At 73.2% G+C, this 16,826-nt stretch carries 12 protein-coding genes; 6 read left to right on the plus strand and 6 right to left on the minus strand.

Features of this window, described 5'->3' with window-relative positions; translation table 11 throughout:
• Positions 1 to 188 precede the first annotated feature (188 nt).
• From ABD346_RS36165 to ABD346_RS36190, 6 genes are all read left to right on the plus strand, one after another.
• Positions 189 to 3,761 carry a trypsin-like peptidase domain-containing protein gene (locus tag ABD346_RS36165; RefSeq protein WP_344380557.1) on the plus strand — a complete coding sequence of 1,191 codons (3,573 nt, stop codon included), beginning with the start codon at positions 189 to 191 and terminating at the stop codon, positions 3,759 to 3,761.
• A 44-nt stretch (positions 3,762 to 3,805) separates the two neighbouring features.
• Positions 3,806 to 4,765 (plus strand): bifunctional riboflavin kinase/FAD synthetase, encoded by a 960-nt coding sequence (locus tag ABD346_RS36170; protein ID WP_344380558.1) that lies wholly within the window; start codon positions 3,806 to 3,808, stop codon positions 4,763 to 4,765.
• A 184-nt stretch (positions 4,766 to 4,949) separates the two neighbouring features.
• Complete coding sequence (locus ABD346_RS36175; protein WP_344380559.1) at positions 4,950 to 5,345, plus strand: SAV_915 family protein; 396 nt, start codon at positions 4,950 to 4,952, stop codon at positions 5,343 to 5,345.
• Positions 5,342 to 5,644: a DUF6317 family protein gene (locus tag ABD346_RS36180; RefSeq protein ID WP_344380560.1), complete on the plus strand. Its 303-nt coding sequence runs from the start codon at positions 5,342 to 5,344 to the stop codon at positions 5,642 to 5,644. The genes ABD346_RS36175 and ABD346_RS36180 overlap by 4 nt, the downstream gene beginning before the upstream one ends.
• Positions 5,641 to 6,969, plus strand: a complete 1,329-nt coding sequence (locus ABD346_RS36185) for a WXG100 family type VII secretion target (protein ID WP_344380561.1) — start codon at positions 5,641 to 5,643, stop codon at positions 6,967 to 6,969. Before ABD346_RS36180 ends, ABD346_RS36185 begins: the two co-directional genes overlap by 4 nt.
• Entirely contained in the window at positions 6,947 to 7,462 is a 516-nt protein-coding gene (locus tag ABD346_RS36190) for a hypothetical protein (protein WP_344380562.1), read from the plus strand. Before ABD346_RS36185 ends, ABD346_RS36190 begins: the two co-directional genes overlap by 23 nt.
• Here ABD346_RS36190 and ABD346_RS36195 read toward each other — a convergent pair.
• The 6 genes from ABD346_RS36195 to ABD346_RS36220 form a co-directional block, all read right to left on the minus strand.
• Positions 7,449 to 8,441, minus strand: coding sequence for an oligopeptide/dipeptide ABC transporter ATP-binding protein (locus ABD346_RS36195; RefSeq protein WP_344380563.1), 993 nt, complete (start codon positions 8,439 to 8,441; stop codon positions 7,449 to 7,451). The two genes, ABD346_RS36190 and ABD346_RS36195, sit on opposite strands and share 14 nt — an antisense overlap.
• Positions 8,438 to 9,406, minus strand: coding sequence for an ABC transporter ATP-binding protein (locus ABD346_RS36200; protein WP_344380564.1), 969 nt, complete (start codon positions 9,404 to 9,406; stop codon positions 8,438 to 8,440). The genes ABD346_RS36195 and ABD346_RS36200 overlap by 4 nt, the downstream gene beginning before the upstream one ends.
• Positions 9,403 to 10,311 carry an ABC transporter permease gene (locus ABD346_RS36205; protein WP_344380565.1) on the minus strand — a complete coding sequence of 303 codons (909 nt, stop codon included), beginning with the start codon at positions 10,309 to 10,311 and terminating at the stop codon, positions 9,403 to 9,405. Before ABD346_RS36205 ends, ABD346_RS36200 begins: the two co-directional genes overlap by 4 nt.
• A gap of 64 nt (positions 10,312 to 10,375) precedes the next feature.
• Positions 10,376 to 11,443, minus strand: a complete 1,068-nt coding sequence (locus ABD346_RS36210) for an ABC transporter permease (protein ID WP_344380566.1) — start codon at positions 11,441 to 11,443, stop codon at positions 10,376 to 10,378.
• Positions 11,444 to 11,446: 3 nt separating this feature from the next.
• Positions 11,447 to 13,294, minus strand: coding sequence for an ABC transporter substrate-binding protein (locus ABD346_RS36215; protein ID WP_344380567.1), 1,848 nt, complete (start codon positions 13,292 to 13,294; stop codon positions 11,447 to 11,449).
• Between the two features lie 219 nt (positions 13,295 to 13,513).
• Positions 13,514 to 16,720 (minus strand): SCO5717 family growth-regulating ATPase, encoded by a 3,207-nt coding sequence (locus ABD346_RS36220; protein ID WP_344380568.1) that lies wholly within the window; start codon positions 16,718 to 16,720, stop codon positions 13,514 to 13,516.
• Positions 16,721 to 16,826 lie beyond the last annotated feature (106 nt).

A 16,826-nucleotide genomic window follows, 5' to 3' on the forward strand; every position in this document is an offset into this window, starting at 1 on the left:
GCTCCGGCGCCCACCGTGGAGCGGGCGGGACGGCCCGCTCCACGATCCCCCTCGCAAGGGGTCTATCCGTCGCGCCTGGGGGATTCACCCCTACGAGCAGGCGCTCGGAGTGAACCACGGGAGCGCAGGGGGGCGCTTTCCCTCGACATTCTTCTCGGGCGGATCATCCCAGAACTACCGTTTCGGACATGGGACGCGGGGCTGGGGGAGAGGCCGGGGAGACGCTCGTACGGATCTGTGATCTGGCCGGGCGGACCCGGGGGACGGGGTTCGTCGCGGACGACCGGGGGACCGTCGTCACCAGTCACGAAGCCGTCGACGGGCTGGCCAGAGTGGTGCTGCACGCACCCGGCGAGCGCACCTGGCTCGCCGAGGCCGAGGACCTCACCTTCCTGCCCGAGGCGGGCCTCGCCCTGGTGCGCACCGACGGGCTCGGGGCGCGCCCGCTGCCCATCTCCGCACGCACCGACATCCGTACGGGCACCTATGTGCGGGTCGCCGCGCACGGTTGGCGCGAGGCACGCGTCCTCGGCACCTCTCCCGTCACCTACACCGCCACCGACCGCTTCCATCTCCTGGGCGGCGTACTGGAGTTGGCGATCGGGACGGCCGGCAGCGAGGCCATGCGGCTGGGCGGCGAGGCCAGCGGCGGGCCCGTGGTGGACACCGTCACCGGGGCCGTCCTCGGCGTGGTCGGGACCGCGCTGCACGCCGCCCACCAGGCCTCCGGCTTCGCGGTGCCGCTGCACGCCGCGCACGGTCCGCTCGCCGAGCTGCTGCGGCGCAACGCGGCCACCGTGCCCGCCTACGGCCGCGATCTGAACCTGGCCGGGGCGCTCCAGCTCACCGCGCTCTCCGTCGGCTCCGTCGGCGGCCCCGGCATGGGGCAGGAGCCCATTGAACGGCTTTCCACGCTCAGGGAGTTCGGGGCCTTCGCCACCGGCGGCGCCCTCGTACTCGGGCTCGTAGGAGACCCCGGGACCGGGCGCACCACCGAGCTCGCCGCGTTCGCCGGACGCCGCGCGCGCGGCGACGAGCCCGCACCCACGCTCTGGCTGCGCGGCGCCGACCTGTGGGCCGACGACGCCTCGGTCGCCGACGCGGTCGCCCGCGCGCTGGCCCAGGCGGCCCGGATCGTCGCCGCCTGCCCGCAGGGGGGCCAGGAGGCGGCCACCCCCGACCGTGTGGCACGGCTCGCCCGCGAGGCCGGGCGGCCCCTGCTCGTCCTGCTCGACGGGCCGGAGGAGATGCCGCCCGTCCTCGCCCACCGGCTGGCCGAATGGACCGCCGGGACCGTGGACTGGCTCGGGGCGGCCGGGGTGCGCATGGTCGTCGCCTGCCGGCCCGAACACTGGGAGCAGGCCGGGGCGCACTACCCCGAGGGCGTCCTGCACCCGGCCCCGCTGCCCCGCCTGCCGGACGCCGTGCGCATCGGCGACCTCGGACGCAAGGAGGCCGCGCGGGCCCGCGAGCGCCACGGCATCCCCGAGGGCGCGCTCGCCGAGCGCGACGCCCGCCACCCGCTCACGCTGCGGCTGCTAGCCGAGGTGCGGGCGGCCCTGCCCGGCGAGGTCGAGGGAAGGCCGGACCGCGAGGAGGTCTTCTCCGCGCACCTGGACCTGATGTGCCTGCGGATCGCGGTGCGCGTCGCCGCCTCGGCCCGCCCGCCGGTGCGCGGCAGCGAGGTGCGCAGGCTCACGGCGCGCGTCGCCGGGCAGGTGCACGAGGCGGCCCGGCGCTGTCTCGGCCCCGGCCAGGGCGAGCTGGACCGGGAGTCGTTCGAGGAGATCTTCCCGTGGCGTACCGGATCGGCCTCCGCGGTGCTCACCGAAGGCCTGCTCGTGCCGGCCGGAGCCGGCTACCGCTTCGCGCACGAGGAGCTCGCCGACTGGGTGCAGGCGGCCCACCTCGACCTCGACGCGGCCCTCTACGCGCTGGTGCACCGCTGGTACGACGAGAGCGATCCGCAGACCGTCGTACGGCTGCCCTCGCGCCCCGCCATCAGCGCCGTGCCGGGCGGCCATGTGCCGCCCCCGCCGGGCTCGGGGCCCACGCCCGACGGGCGCCCCCTGCCGGTGCCCCGGCACCGCATCGGGCCCGTCCTGGAGGCCATGCTGCTGCTCGGCAGCCAGCAGGGATCCACTCAACTCGCCCTGAAACTCAAGGGGTTGGTGGACGCCCTGGACCGCACCCCGGCGGCCGGCGCAGGCCATGCCCGGTTCGCGGACGCCCAGTGGTGGGCGGTCCGCCTCCTCACCGAGACGCTGCTGAGGGTTCCGGACGTACGCCCCTACCAGGAGGTGCTGCGCCTGCTCGCGGACCGGATCAGCCGCCGCTCCGTACGCGAAGGGGGACCCGCGCACCTGGGCGCGCTCGGGGAGTTCGGGCCCTGGTTCTGGATGCGGCTGCGGCTCAGCGACGACCGGCGGCTCGAACTGCTTCGCCGCCTGGTGCCCGCCGACGGGGTGCCGGGGGCCTCGCCCGGGTGGGAGCGCTACTTGGACGCGGTCGACCGGAGGCTCGCCGTCGAGCCCAGGACCGTACAGCCGCTGCTCTGCCGCTGGTTCACCGACGAACGGCCGCTGCCCGTGGCGCCCGGGACCGAGGTGCGGCCCACCGTCGCGCGGGCGGCACAGGCCCTGCTGTACGCGCGGCGGGCGCTGGCCGTCGACGACCTCACCGAGGCGCTCGTGGCGACCGTCCATGCCCGCGCCGGTGAACTCCTCAACCAGCTCGCCGAGGACGAGCCGTCCGCGCTCTGCCGGGCCGTGGACCGCTGGGCCCACGACGACCGGCCGGAGCGGCGCGCCGCGGCCGCCACCTACGGGCCGCGCGTCGCCCTCGGCATCCGTACCGCCGCCGACCGCGAGCTGCTCCGCTACGCGGCCCTCGCCCTGCTCGCGCGCCCGGCGGACACCGCGCTGCACGGCGCCGCCCTCGCCCTCCTGGTCCGCGATCCGCTGACCCGCGGGCGCTACCTCGACGAGGCGCTCGCCGTGTACACCGCGGGCGACCCCAGGTTCCCCGCCTCCGCGCTCGCCGCCGCCCTCACCACCCACCCCGAGCCCGTCCTCGCCGCCTTCCAGACGCGGCTGCACGAGCCCGGGGCCGGGGCGGCCGACGTCCTCGACGCGCTCGCGGAGATCAACACCCCGGCCCTCGCCCGGCGCGCCGCGGCCCTGGTCCAGGACCACGTCGAGCGTCACCCCGAGGCGGCCGGGCACGCGGCGGACTTCGTGGACCGGCGCCTCGAATACGGCCCCGCCGCCCGCGCGGTGCTCTTCCCCATGGTCACCAGCCTGCTGCGCGGCTGCGCCCACCCCGTCCGGCGCGCGCTCGCCCCCGTCCTGGCGGCCCCCGGCACCCGGTCCTCACGCCCGCTGCGCTCCGAGCTGCTCGACGCGCTCCTCGAATTCGAGCGGTACGAATCCCGGGACCTGACCGTCCTGGACGCGCTGCTCGGCGCCGCGGCGACGGGTTCGGCGCAGCGGGCCGAGGCGCGCACCCGCGACCTCGTGCACCGCACCGGACTCCTTTTCGTCCGTACGCCCGAGGGTGCGGCCTGCTTCGACCGGCGCCTGGTCGAGCTGTGCCAGGAGGTCCCGGGCTTCGCCGCGCAGGTCGCCGGATGGCTCCTGCAGGCGCCGCACGAGTGGGCCGCGGTGGTCGGCCCGAGCGCCCGCCGGGCAGTGGAGACGCTGGGCTCTCCCATGCCGATGCGATCCCGGGCGGCCGGGCATGGCAGTCTTAGACCTGCATAACGCGTAAGGGTCAACGACGTACACGGGTTCGAGGAGCGGTCACAGTGCAGCGCTGGCGTGGCTTGGAGGACATCCCCCAGGACTGGGGACGCAGCGTCGTCACCATCGGCTCCTACGACGGGGTGCACCGCGGACACCAGCTGATCATCGGGCGGGCCGTGGAGCGCGCCCGCGAACTGGGCGTGCCGTCCGTCGTCGTCACCTTCGATCCGCACCCCAGCGAGGTCGTGCGCCCCGGCAGCCACCCGCCGCTGCTCGCCCCGCACCACCGGCGCGCCGAACTGATGGCGCACCTGGGTGTGGACGCGGTCCTCATCCTCCCCTTCACCAGCGAGTTCTCGAAGCTCTCGGCCGCCGACTTCGTGGTGAAGGTCCTGGTCGACAAGCTGCACGCCAAGCTCGTCGTCGAAGGCCCGAACTTCCGCTTCGGCCACAAGGCCGCGGGCAACGTCGAGGTCCTGGCCGAGCTCGGCCGCACCTACGACTACGAGGTCGAGGTCATCGACCTGCGCGTGCGCGGCGAGGCGGGCGGCGGCGAGCCGTTCTCCTCCACGCTCACCCGCCGCCTGGTCACCGAGGGCGACATCGAGGGCGCCGCCGAGATCCTCGGCCGCCCGCACCGCGTCGAGGGCGTCGTCGTGCGCGGCGCCCAGCGCGGCCGCGAGCTCGGCTACCCGACCGCGAACGTCGAGACGCTGCCGCACACCGCGATCCCCGCGGACGGCGTGTACGCGGGCTGGCTCACGGCCGACGGGGAGCGGATGCCCGCGGCGATCTCGGTCGGCACCAACCCGCAGTTCGACGGCACCGAGCGCACGGTGGAGGCGTACGCCATCGACCGCGTCGGGCTCGACCTGTACGGGCTTCACGTCGCCGTGGACTTCCTCGCCTATGTGCGGGGCATGGCCAAGTTCGACTCCATCGAGGACCTGCTCGAAGCGATCGGCAACGACGTGAAGCGGTCCACCGAGCTGATCGAGGCGTACGAGTCCCGGCGGGACTGACCCCCTTTCGGCCGAGGCCACTTGATCCGGTCAAGCACCGGTCAAGCAGTGGCCTGAAACCGTCCAAGTCCTTGCATCGACTGCGTATCGAGCACGGGGTATGGGCGGTTTTTGGCGTACAGGGGGCGCTGCGCTGCGCGTAGGTTGAACGGCGATTCAGCCATATCCCGCAAGGGGGAAACACGTGGGCGAGCAGCCCGTGTCCCGCCTCCTCGGCCTGGTCGGCGACGTGCCGGCGCAGGGCGCGCAGCAAGGCGTACCGCCGTACCACACCCCGGTGTTCATCCCGGCCCATCCGCGCTATCCCGGCGGTGGAGCCGCGCCCCACGTCGACTACGAGCTCTTCAAAGGTCCCTCGGGACCGCCCGTCCCGGTCGCGTTCACCAGCCTGCGCGGACTCGTCGAGGCGCTGGGCCCGGCCCAGCCCTGGGTCGCGGTCTCGCTCGGCCCGTTCGCCGAGGCGATGCAGCGGGCCCGTCTGCCCAAGGTGCGGCTCGACCCGGTGGTCGACCCCGGCGGGCGCAGATGGCGGGCCGAGGATCTGGAACGGGCGTACGGCGGCGAGGAGGACACCCGATGAGCGTGGACCTGAAGCTGGTCCTGGCGGACCTGAACACGATGGCGGGCACCTTTCACAAGGAGGCCGACAACTACCGCAAGATGCACCAGAACGTGAAGCCGGCGATCGTCGGCTCCGGGGACGCAGGGTGCGACGCGGCGATCAAGGCGGTGGCCGACCTGATCGCGGGCCTGCACGACAAACTGTCGGACCGCCTCGACGATCGCAGCGACAAGCTGAAGTACGCGCACGACTCGATGGCACGCCACGACATCGATGTGCACGGCCTGTTCGACGACCTGATGAAGGACCGCACATGACGGACAGCTGGGTCGGCGGCGACATCGGCGGCCTTCGCACGATGGGGGAGGCCTACAAGAAGGCCAAGACCGACCTCGAATCCATCGTGAAGCCGCTGAGCACGTGCGTCGACGCGCTCGCGAAGGACACCGGCTGGCAGGGCGAGTCGGCGGAGTCGTTCCGGGCCAAGTGGACCGAGGACTCCATGACGGCGGGCGCCTTCGCCGAACTGGTCCAGGCGGCGGGCCAGGTCCTCACCGACCTCGCCGACCACCTCGGCAAGGCGGAGGCCGCACTCCAGAACGCCGAGGACGTCGCCGTGCGCGCCGGGGTGCCGATGCACCCCATGGGCGTACCGGGCGAGTTGATGACCAACACCCCCGACAACCAGAGCGACGCCGAGAAGAAGGCCGTCAAGGCTCTCAGCGACTACGGCACCGTACGCAACGAGATCCTGCACACCGCCCAGCAGGCCCGCCTGGAAGCGGCGGAGGCCCTGCAGAAGCTCTACGCGGACGACACCGGCGCGGCGGTCTCGCCCGGCGACAAGATCACCGTCGCGGACTATCTGCGCGGCCTGTACGCCTATGACTCCGAGCGGACGCGGGTCAAGGGCCACGACGCCGCCGACGCGCTCGACGACGCGAAAAAGCAGGCCGACGACGCGAAGAAGGATCTGCGCGCCGAACGCAAGGCGTGGCAGAAGGAGGGCAAGACCCTCCCCAAGGACGCCGAGGCCCGCGTCGCGTACAAGGACGCGCTGAGCAAGCTCGACAGCCTGGAGACGGACATCGCCCGTGGCGAGGCCGGCAGTTCGAAGCTCCCCTACGACCACGTCCTCAACACCAAGATCGCGGACGTGGCGGACACCCTGCGGGTCGGCAAGAGCCTGGAGAGCCTTCCGGAGTTCCTGAAGGAGATCCCGGTGGTGGACGTCGCGGCGGCCGCCGCCTGCGGGCTCCTCGAAGCCAAGGACGACCACGAGAAGGGGTGGTCCTGGACGCACTCCGTGGTGGTCGACGGGGGCGCGGCGCTCGGCGGACTCGCCGTCGGTGCGGCCGCCACGGCGGGCGGCGTGGCGCTGGCCGCGAGCGCGGAGATCACGGTGCCGGTGGCCGTGGTCGCCGGGGTCGGCGGCGCGGTGGTCATCGGGGCGACCGACCTGCTCGACGAGAGCTTCCACGAGCACTGGAGCGAGGACATCCACGACCACGGCGTCCTGGGCGGCATCTGGCACGGCAGCGGCAACGTGCTCTCCAACACCGGAGACGACCTGAAGCGGCTCGGCGACGACGCGGCGGGTCTGGGGAAGAAGGCGTGGAATGGGTTCAAGGGTCTCTTCTGAGAGCGCGGGCCCCGCGAAACTCCCGCTCCTGGGCACCTCCTGGTACCGGCGGGGCGTGGGCTACTGGCTCCGCCGCGTCCGGCTGGTGGTGTTCCAGCTCGTCTTCGGCGGCCTGTTCGCGCTGCTCTCGGTGGCGATCTGGCAGGGCATCGAATCGGGCCTGCCGACCGGCTGGCACCGGGCCGTCGACGTGGTCATGGGTGTGCTGGGCCTCATCGGGTTCGTACGCGGATGGATCTGGGGGCGGCGGACCATCCGCACCAAGCTCGCCGATCCGCCCACGCCCGAGCAGGCCTGGATCCGGCACCGCCAGGCGCGGCGCGGGCGCGGCAGCGCGAACCCGGACTTCGGCAGGCGCGGCGGGGCGCTGCTCTTCTTCACCCCGTTCCTGCCGCCCTGCGTCGCCTGGTGGATCGGCATGACCTGCGCCGTCCAGTTCATTCGCGAGCTCCCCTCCGAAGTCGGCGCCCGCAAAGCCCTCAACCAGCCCTGACCTCCGCCGCCCAGTGGCAGGCGACCTGTGCCGCCGTGCCGCCCGCCAGGACCGGGAGGTCCTCGGTGCGGCAGCGGTCCGCCACGCCCGCCCGGTCCGCCTCGCCCGAGGCGAGCACCTGGCAGCGGGCGTGGAAGCGGCAGCCGGGCGGGATGCGGGACGGGTCCGGGGGCTCGCCGGTGAGGACCACCGGGTCGCCGGGGGACTCCTGCAGAACCGACAACAGAGCCTGGGTATAAGGGTGTTGAGGGTTCGTCAGGACATCCTCGACCGGCCCCGTCTCCACGATGCGGCCCAGGTACATCACCGCCACCCGGTCCGCGATGTTCCAGGCGAGGCCCAGGTCGTGGGTCACGACGAGCGCGGACAGGCCGAGCTCGTCCCGCAGGCGAAGAAGCAGCGCCAGGATCTCGCCGCGTACCGAGGCGTCCAGGGAGGCCACCGGCTCGTCGGCGACGATCAGCTCGGGGTCCAGGACGAGCGCGCCCGCGATCACCACGCGCTGGCGCTGGCCGCCCGACAGCTCGTGCGGGTAGCGCAGGAAGAACCGCTCGGGCGGGCGCAGCCCCGCCCGGGACAGCGCCCGGGCGACCAACTCCCGCTCGTCGTGCGGGGAGCCGTGGATGCGCAGGCCCTCGGCGACCGCGTCGTACACCGTGTGCCGGGGGTTGAGCGAGCCGCTCGGGTCCTGGAGGACCAACTGCACCCGCTTGCGGTACGCCTTCAGGGCGCGGGCGTGGTGGTCGAGCGGGCTGCCGTCGAAGGCGACCGTGCCGCCGGTCGGGGTGACCAGGCCGAGCAGGGTGCGGGCGAGCGTCGTCTTGCCGCAGCCCGACTCGCCGACCAGGGCGACGATCTCGCCCGCGCCGACGGTGAGTTCCACGCCGTCGACCGCGTGGGCGGCCGGGGCGCCGCGCCGCCCGGGGAAGGTGACGCGCAGGCCGGCGGCGCTGAGGAGGGGGGCCGTGGTGGTGGTCATGCGGTGCTCCTCGACAGGGTCCCGGCGTGCACGCAGGCCGCCCGGTGGTCCGGGCCCGCGTCGCGCAGCGGCTGGTCGTCCGATGCGCAGACGCCGATCGCGACCGGGCAGCGCGGATGGAAGGTGCAGCCCGCCGGCAGCGCGGACGGGTCGGGCGGATCGCCCGGCAGACCCCGGGGCGCCCGGCGCGAAGCGGGGTCGCCGATGCGGGGGAAGGCGGCCGAGAGCGCCTGGCCGTACGGGTGCCGGGCCGCCGCGTAGACCGCGCGCGCCGGGCCTTCCTCGACGATGCGGCCCGCGTACATCACCGCGAGCCGGTCGCAGGTGTCGGCGAGGACCGCCAGGTCGTGGCTGATCATCAGCAGGCTGATGCCCTGGTCGGCGACGAGCCGTTCGATCAGCCGCAGGATCTGGGCCTGGATCATCACGTCGAGGGCGGTCGTCGGCTCGTCCGCGACGATCAGGTCCGGGGCGCAGGCCAGGGCCATCGCGATCATCACGCGCTGGCGCTGGCCGCCGGACAGTTCGTGCGGGTGGGCGTCCGCGCGGGCGGCGGGCAGCCCGACCTGTTCGAGGAGTTCGCCGACGCGGGTGCGGGCCCCGGCCGGGGTGGCGAGGCCGTGCAGCAGGATCGGCTCGGCGATCTGGTCGCCGATGCGGTGCACCGCGTTGAGCGAGTGCATCGCGCCCTGGAACACGATGGACGCGCCCGCCCAGCGCACCGCCCGCAGCCGCCCCCACTTCATGGTGAGGACGTCCTCGCCGTCGAGCAGCACCGACCCCGTCAGCCTGGCCGACGAGGGAAGCAGCCGCAGCAGCGCCATCGCCAGGGTCGACTTCCCGCAGCCCGACTCGCCCGCGATGCCGAGCTTCTGGCCGGGCGCGATGGTCAGGTCGACGCCGCGCACGGCGGCCGCGCCGGTCCCGTACGTGACGTGCAGGTCCCTGATCTCAAGGAGGCTCATCGGGCTCCCAGCTTCGGGTTCAGGACGGCCTCGACGGCGCGGCCGCACAGCGTGAAGGAGAGGGCGACCAGGGCGATCGCGATGCCGGGCGGGGCCAGATACCACCAGTGCCCGGAGGAGACCGCGCCCGCCTCGCGGGCATCCTGGAGCATGCCGCCCCAGGACACCACGGTCGGATCACCGAGGCCGAGGAACGCGAGGGTGGCCTCGGTGAGGATGGCGTTGGAGATGCCCAGGGTGGTCTGCGCGAGCACCAGCGGCAACACGTTCGGCAGCACGTGCCGGGACATGATGTGGCCGTGGCCGCCACCGAGCGCGCGGGCCCGTTCGATGTACGGGCGCGACTCGACCGCGATGGTCTGCGCCCGCACGAGCCGGGCCGTCGTCGGCCAGGACGTCACGCCGATGGCCAGGATCACCGTCCAGAGGCTGTGCGACATGACGGTGGCGAGGACGATCGCGAGCACCAGCGTCGGCATCACCAGGAACCAGTCGGTGATCCGCATCAGGGCCGTGGAGAGCCAGCCGCCGTAGTGCCCGGCGAGGATCCCGACCAGCGTGCCGATCGCCACGCTCAGCGCGGCGGCGAGCAGCCCGACCGCGAGCGAGATCCGGGCGCCCCAGATCAGCAGGCCGAGCAGCGAGCGGCCGAACTGGTCGGTGCCGAGCGGGAACTGGCCGCTCGGGGACTCCAGGGCGGTGCCGGGCGCGCTGGTCACGCTCTGGACGTCCTCGCCGACGGTGAGCGGCGCGGTGAGCGCGATCAGCGCGATGACGGCGAGGCCCGCGAGTCCGTACAGGCCGGCCCGGTGCGTGCGGTAGGAGCGCCAGAAGCGGGCGAGCGAGTCACGGCGGCGGGCCCAGGCGAGCGAGCCCGCCTTGTCGGGGGCGGTGGTCGTCGTCATCGGACCGCCCCGCTCGCGTACGCGGTCGTCGGCATCGGGCGGCCGGGCCCGTACGTGGTCGTCGTCATCGCCCCACCCTGGGATCGAGAAGCGGATAGAGCAGGTCGGCAAGGAGGTTCATCAGGATCATCGCGCCCGCGAAGACCACGAACAGGCCCTGCACCAGCGGGAGGTCGGGCACGCTCAGCGCCTGGTAGAAGAGCCCGCCCAGGCCCGGCCACGAGAACACCGTCTCCACCAGGATCGAACCGGCCGCCACATGGCCCAGGTTGATGAACAGCATCGTGACCGTGGGCAGCAGCGCGTTCGGCACCGCGTGGTGGCGGCGCACCGCGTCGTCGCGCAGGCCCTTGGCGCGCGCCGTCGTCAGATAGTCGCCGCCCATCTCGTCGATCAGCGAGGACCGCATGACGAGCAGGGTCTGCGCGTACTGCACCGCGACCAGGGTCAGCACCGGCAGCACCATGTGGTGCGCCACGTCCAGGACGTAACCGAAGCCCGTCGTGTCGCCCGACTCCATGCCGCCGGTCGGGAACAGGCCCGGGACCGGGCCCGCGCCCACCGAGAACGTGATGATGAGCAGCAGCCCCAGCCAGAACGAGGGCACCGACCACAGGGTCAGCGCGAGCCCCGTGTTGAACCGGTCGCCGAGCCCGCCGCGGCGCCAGGCCGAGCGGGTGCCCAGCCAGATGCCGAGCGCCGAGTAGATCACGACGGCCGTCCCGGTCAGGAGCAGCGTCGCCGGGAGCTTCTCGGCGATGAGCGAGCCGACCGGCGCGTGGAACTGGTACGAGGTGCCCAGGTCCCCGGTCAGCGCCTTGCCGCAGTAGTCCGTGAACTGCTGCCACATCGGCAGGTCGAGCCCGAACTGGCTGCGCAGTGCGGCGAGCTGCTCGGCGGAGACCTGGCGGCCGTGGGTCATGGTGCGGACCGGGTCGCCGGGGATGATCCGGAACAGGAAGAAGCTGGTGACGAGGACGGCGAACAGCGAGACCACCGCCCCCGCCAGCTTGCCGCCCACATAGCGCAGATAGGTGAGTACCGGGCCCGCGGCCGCGAAGCGGCGGCCGCGCTGCCGGGTGCGCGCCTCGGCGACCACCGCGGGGGTGTCGGCCGAACTCGCTGTCGTCATGGCCTACTCGCGGTCGTCGGCGCCGGCACGGCGGCGAAGGACGAGGAAGGAGCCGATCCCGGCCAGCACGATCGCGCCCGCGACGATGCCGAGGACGACGACCGCCGAGGAGCCGCTGCCCGACTTCGCGGACGAGCCGGCCGCGGGGACCGCCGACCACCAGCTCCAGTAGCCGTCCTGGCCGTAGATGTTGCCCGCGGCCTCGGGCATCGTCGTGATCGACTCGATCTGGTCGGTGCGGTACGCCTCGACCGCGTTGGGGTACGCCATGACGTTGATGTACCCGGTGTCGTACAGCCGCGACTCCATCTGTTTGATCAGGTCCGCCCGCTTGGCGGTGTCGTACTCGGCCAACTGCTTCGCGTACAGCTCGTCGAACTGCTTGTCGCAGACGAAGTTGTCGGTCTGGCCGGTCGCCTTGGGGGTCGCGGGCAGCGCGGCGCAGGTGTGGATGGACAGGACGTAGTCCGGGTCGGGGCTGACCGAGTAGCCGTCCAGGGCCAGGTCGTACTCGCCGGCCGTCCACGGGTCGGTGACGTTGTCGACGCAGTCCACGGTCAGGCCGATGCCGAGCTTGCCCCACCACTCCTGGAGGTACTTGCTGACCGCCTTGTCGTTGGGGTCGATGGCGTGGCAGAGCAGCCGCAGGCCGAGCGGCTTGCCGTCCTTGCCGAGCCGCTTGCCGTCGGCGCCGGTCCGGTAGCCCGCCTCGTCGAGCAGCGAGGCCGCCTTCGCCGGGTCGTACGCGATCTTCTGGTCCGGGGCCGGCTTCCAGAAGTAGTCGGCGAACCGGGGCGGGATGTAGCCCTCGCCCTCGACGGCGTGGCCCTGGAAGACCTTGTCGACGAGCGTCTTACGGTCGACGGCAGCGAACAGCGCCCGGCGCACCTTCGGGTCGAGCACCGCCGGGTTGCCATTGCCGAACTTCTGGCCGTCCTTGGACTGCGCGCCGGGGTTGGTGGCGAGCGCGAAGAAGCGCCGCCCGGGGGCGTCGTTGACCTTGATGTCCGGCGTCGAACCCAGTGAACTCGCCTGTGCGGGCGTCAGGTTGGAGACGAAGGACACCTCGCCCTTGCGCAGCGCCGCGACCGCCGCGTCATTGTCCTTGTAGTACTTGAAGACCAGCTCGTCGAACTTGGGCGCACCCCGCCAGAAGCTCTTGTTCGGCTTCAGCTTGATGTACTGGTCGACCTTGTAGTCGGTCAGCACGAACGGCCCGTTGCCGACGACGGGGAACTCCTTGTCGTTGTTGAACTTGGTGAAGTCGCCGACCTTCTCCCACACGTGCTGCGGCACGATCGGCACGTCCAGGGCCGTCATGGTCGCCTGGGGCTGCTTCAGTTCGACGACGAGCGTCGCCGCGTCGGGGGCGCTGACCTTCTTGAAGTTCGCTACGTAGCTGCCGTTGGCGGTCGCCGCGCCCTTGTCGGTCATCATCTTGTTGAACGTCCAGGCCGCGTCGCCCGCCGTGACCTGCTGCCCGTCCGACCACTTCGAGTCCTTGCGGATCGTGTACGTCCACGTCAGCTTGTCCGGCGACGTCTTCCAGGCGGTGGCCAGGCCCGGAATGGCGTGACCGTCCTTGGCGTCGTAGTTCGTCAGGTACTCGTACATCAGGCGGTGCACGCTGGTGCTGATCAGCCGCTGGGCGAGGAAGGGACTCAGGGAGTCGACGCTCTGGGACACGGCGACGGTGAGCACCTTCTCGCCGCCCTTGGCGTCATCGGCCGCCGCGCCCTGGGCGGGGAGCACGGCCGAGGCCGTCAGTGCCAGGGCGGCGGCTCCTATGGCCAGCGGGCGGCCGGGCCCGGTCGGTCGCAGGGTCTTGCGCGATGGAACTGTTCTTGCCATGGGACGGTGACCTCGCGTCATCACTCGCACGGAAAAGCAGGGCTGATCGCAGGGAGAGCGCCGGTTGAACAGGAGGTGGCGGCCGGTGTGGGCGCAGGTCTATCAGCGGTGGTCTAGACGTGTCAACGGCGCATCGCAGGCCATTTGGTCTGCGAAAACGCCGAAGGGCCCGAACCGTTCGAACGGTGCGGGCCCTCATTGGTCCAGTCCTCTGACGCCCTACTGCTGAGGGGCTGACGGCGGCTGCGGAGCGTGTCCGCCACCCTCCTGGCCGGGCCACTGGGCGGGCGGCCCGGGCTGGGCCGGAGGGAGCTGACCCGGCTGGCCGGGCTGGGCCCCGTACGGCTGACCCGGGAAGGGCTGGGCCTGGTTCGGGAACGGCTGGCCGGGCTGCGGCTGGGCCTGGGGTTGCGCCTGGTTCGGGTAGGGCTGCCCGGGGGCGGGCCGGCCCTGCGCCGGGTAGGGCTGGCCCGGGTGCGGCTGCGGCTGACCGGGGTAGGGCTGACCTGGCTGGGCCTGGCCGGGGAACGGCTGGGCGGGGGCGCCCTGCTGACCCGGCATCGGCGGGGCCTGGACGGGCGGCGGGTTGAGACCGTCGCCCGTCCACAGCCCTTGCTGCTGCTGCGCCCGTACGAAGTCCTCGGCCACCAGCGCCGAAAGGTTGAAGTACGCCTCCCGGGTCTTGGGCCGCATCATGTCGAGGTCCACCTCGGCGCCCGCCGACAGGTGCTCGTCGAACGGCACCACGACCACCCCGCGGCAGCGGGTCTGGAAGTGCTGCACGATGTCGTCCACCTTGATCATCTTGCCGGTCTCGCGGACGCCGGAGATGACGGTGATCGAGCGCTGCACGAGCTCGGCGTAACCGTGCGCCGAGAGCCAGTCGAGCGTGGTCGAGGCGCTGGACGCACCGTCGACGGACGGCGTCGAGATGATGATCAACTGGTCGGCGAGGTCGAGCACGCCGCGCATCGCGGAGTACAGCAGGCCCGTACCCGAGTCGGTCAGGATGATCGGGTACTGCTTGCCCAGCACGTCGATCGCGCGCCGGTAGTCCTCGTCGTTGAACGTCGTGGACACGGCCGGGTCGACGTCGTTCGCGATGATTTCGAGCCCGGACGGCGCCTGCGAGGTGAACCGGCGGATGTCCATGTACGAGTTGAGGTACGGGATCGCCTGGACGAGGTCACGGATGGTGGCCCCGGTCTCGCGGCGCACCCGGCGGCCGAGCGTGCCGGCGTCCGGGTTGGCGTCGATCGCCAGGATCTTGTCCTGCCGCTCGGTGGCCAGGGTCGCGCCGAGCGCGGTCGTCGTGGTCGTCTTGCCGACGCCGCCCTTGAGGGAGATGACCGCGATCCGGTAGCACGACAGGACCGGCGTGCGGATCAGGTTGAGCTTGTGCTGCCGCGCGGCCTCTTCCTTCTTGGCGCCGGGCTTGAAGCGCGAGGCCCCGCCGGCCGGGCCCCGGCTGCTCTTCGCCTTCGGCTTGTTGTTGCGAAGGAGCCGGTCGGAGGAGAGCTCGACGGCGGCGGTGTACCCGAGGGGAGCCCCGGGCATGGACCGCTCCCGCTGGTCGTGCGTCACCGGCGAGGGCCAGGCGGCGCCGGCCCGCGGGTCGGCGGGGGGTGCGGGCTGGGCCTGCGGGTTGGCCGGGTCCTGCGCGAAGGGCTGCGCCTGCGGGGGCTGCTGACCGTGCTGGGGGAAGCCGCCTTGGGCGGGGTTCGGCAGGGGCTGCGGCAGGGGCTGGGCCTGCGGTGCGGCCGGAGGGTTGGCGGCGGGGTGCGGGAACCCGTAACCGCCTTGCTGGTCGGGGGAGTTGGGCGCACCGAAGGGTGCGGGGGCCTGCGGGGCGGGCAGGTTCGGCGCGGCCGGCGGGTTGGCTCCCTGGTGGGGGAAGCCGTAGCCGCCCTGCTGGGCCGGGGGCCCGCTCGGCGCGGCTCCCTGGTGCGGGAAGCCGTAACCGGCTTGCGGTGCCGGGGAGTTGGGGGCGGGCGGGGTGGGGCCCTGCGGAGGCTGCTGACCCTGCTGGGGGAAGCCGTAGCCGTTCTGCGGCTGCTGGGGCCACGCGGGTGCCGGGGCGGACTGGGCGGCCGGATCCGGGAACGGGCCCGGCATCGGCTGCGGCTGGACCGGCCACTGGGGCGCCGCGGTGGGCGCGGCGGGCTGGAACGCGGGCGGCAGCGGAGGCAGCCCGGGCTGCGCACCGGCGGACGCGGCCCAGGGCTGGTCGGCGGGGGGCGCGTCCTGGGGCTCCGGGGCGGAGCCGTCCGACGGTACGGCGTCCACGATCGGCTCGGCATCCGCGACGGGCACGGCGTCCGCGATCGGTGCGGCATCCGGCACGGGTACGGCGTCCGCGACCGGAGTGGCGTCTGCGAAGGGCGAGGGGTGCGCGACCGGAGCCGGGGGCGCGGTGCCGAGAGCTGATTCGGCGTCGGGGACGGCGTCGGTCGGCGCGGCATCGAACGGCGTGGGTGCGGGAGCGGATGCCGACGCGGTACCGGTCGACTCGGCGTTCTGGGACGGGGAGGCGGCCTCCTCGCCGGCCGAGGTCCCGGGTGCCTCGGCGGCCTCGGGAGCTTCCTCGGCACTGGCCGACGTCACGGACGCACCGTCGAAGTGCTCGTCGGCGGAGCCGGAGTCGGCGTCGCCGTCGGAGCCGGCGTCGGAGGCATCCGCGGAGACGCTGGATTCGCCGGAGCCGGTCGAGTTCGCGGAGGCCACCGGGTCCGCGGAGTCCAGAGCCTCCGGGGCGTCAGGGGTGGTATCGGCGGCCTCGGGGGCCGTCTCGATCTCGGCGCCCTCCGTCGAGGGGGACGCTTCCGCGTCGGTGCTCGGGGCCGCGACTGACGGTGCGTCAGAAGCTGCGCCCTGTGCCGCATCCGGCGCCGCGGACTCGCCGCGCGCCGCGGCAGCCGCCGCTTCGAGCTGCTCGAACTCCCGCTTCAGCGCGGAGGGCGAGAACCGCATCGTCGCGCCGCTCTCGATGTCGCCGCCGCCGAAGGCCTGGCCCTCGTCGGTGGGGCGGGCGGGCTCGGGCGTGGGCGCCGGGGGCGCGGGCGGAGGGAAGGCGGGCGGAGGTGTGGCCGATGCGCTGGGTGCCGGGGTCGGCGCCGGGCCCGGAGGCGGCGGCGCGGGGCTCCAGTTCGGCTGGAAGCCGCCGGACTGCGGCAGCCCGGGCATGTTGAGGGGCTGGCCGTGCGGCGGCGGGGGCGGCGGCAGCGCAACCCCGGGGCCGCCGCTCTGCTCACCGGCCGCGGGCGGGGCCGGCACCGGGGCGGCCGGGGTGTCCTGCGCGCCCTGGGTGTACCAGGCGGGCGGGGTGTAGTCGATGGTGAACTCACCCGTGGTCTCGGGATCGGCGTCGGACCGATTCTCGTCGCGCGCGTTCCCGCCGGTGCGGAACTGGTCCTGGTCGCTGTTCACCGGTTTCCTTTCGTTCGCCTGTGACCGGGTGTAGGCCGTGGGGTTCATTGGCATGTACGGGCCGGGGTGAGGCAGCCCCCGTGCGGTGGGCGCGCGGTCGTGCGCG

Origin of the sequence: Streptomyces mauvecolor (assembly GCF_039532965.1) — a bacterium.
Classification (GTDB): Bacteria; Actinomycetota; Actinomycetes; order Streptomycetales; family Streptomycetaceae; genus Streptomyces; species Streptomyces violascens.

Coding starts and splice junctions, on each gene's coding strand:
- ABD346_RS36180 (WP_344380560.1), top strand. CDS start 5,342: ATGAGCGTGGACCTGAAGCTGGTCCTGGCGGACCTGAACACGATGGCG.
- ABD346_RS36185 (WP_344380561.1), top strand. CDS start 5,641: ATGACGGACAGCTGGGTCGGCGGCGACATCGGCGGCCTTCGCACGATG.
- ABD346_RS36210 (WP_344380566.1), bottom strand. CDS start 11,443: ATGACGACAGCGAGTTCGGCCGACACCCCCGCGGTGGTCGCCGAGGCG.
- ABD346_RS36215 (WP_344380567.1), bottom strand. CDS start 13,294: ATGGCAAGAACAGTTCCATCGCGCAAGACCCTGCGACCGACCGGGCCC.
- ABD346_RS36190 (WP_344380562.1), top strand. CDS start 6,947: ATGGGTTCAAGGGTCTCTTCTGAGAGCGCGGGCCCCGCGAAACTCCCG.
- ABD346_RS36165 (WP_344380557.1), top strand. CDS start 189: ATGGGACGCGGGGCTGGGGGAGAGGCCGGGGAGACGCTCGTACGGATC.
- ABD346_RS36205 (WP_344380565.1), bottom strand. CDS start 10,311: ATGACGACGACCACCGCCCCCGACAAGGCGGGCTCGCTCGCCTGGGCC.
- ABD346_RS36200 (WP_344380564.1), bottom strand. CDS start 9,406: ATGAGCCTCCTTGAGATCAGGGACCTGCACGTCACGTACGGGACCGGC.
- ABD346_RS36195 (WP_344380563.1), bottom strand. CDS start 8,441: ATGACCACCACCACGGCCCCCCTCCTCAGCGCCGCCGGCCTGCGCGTC.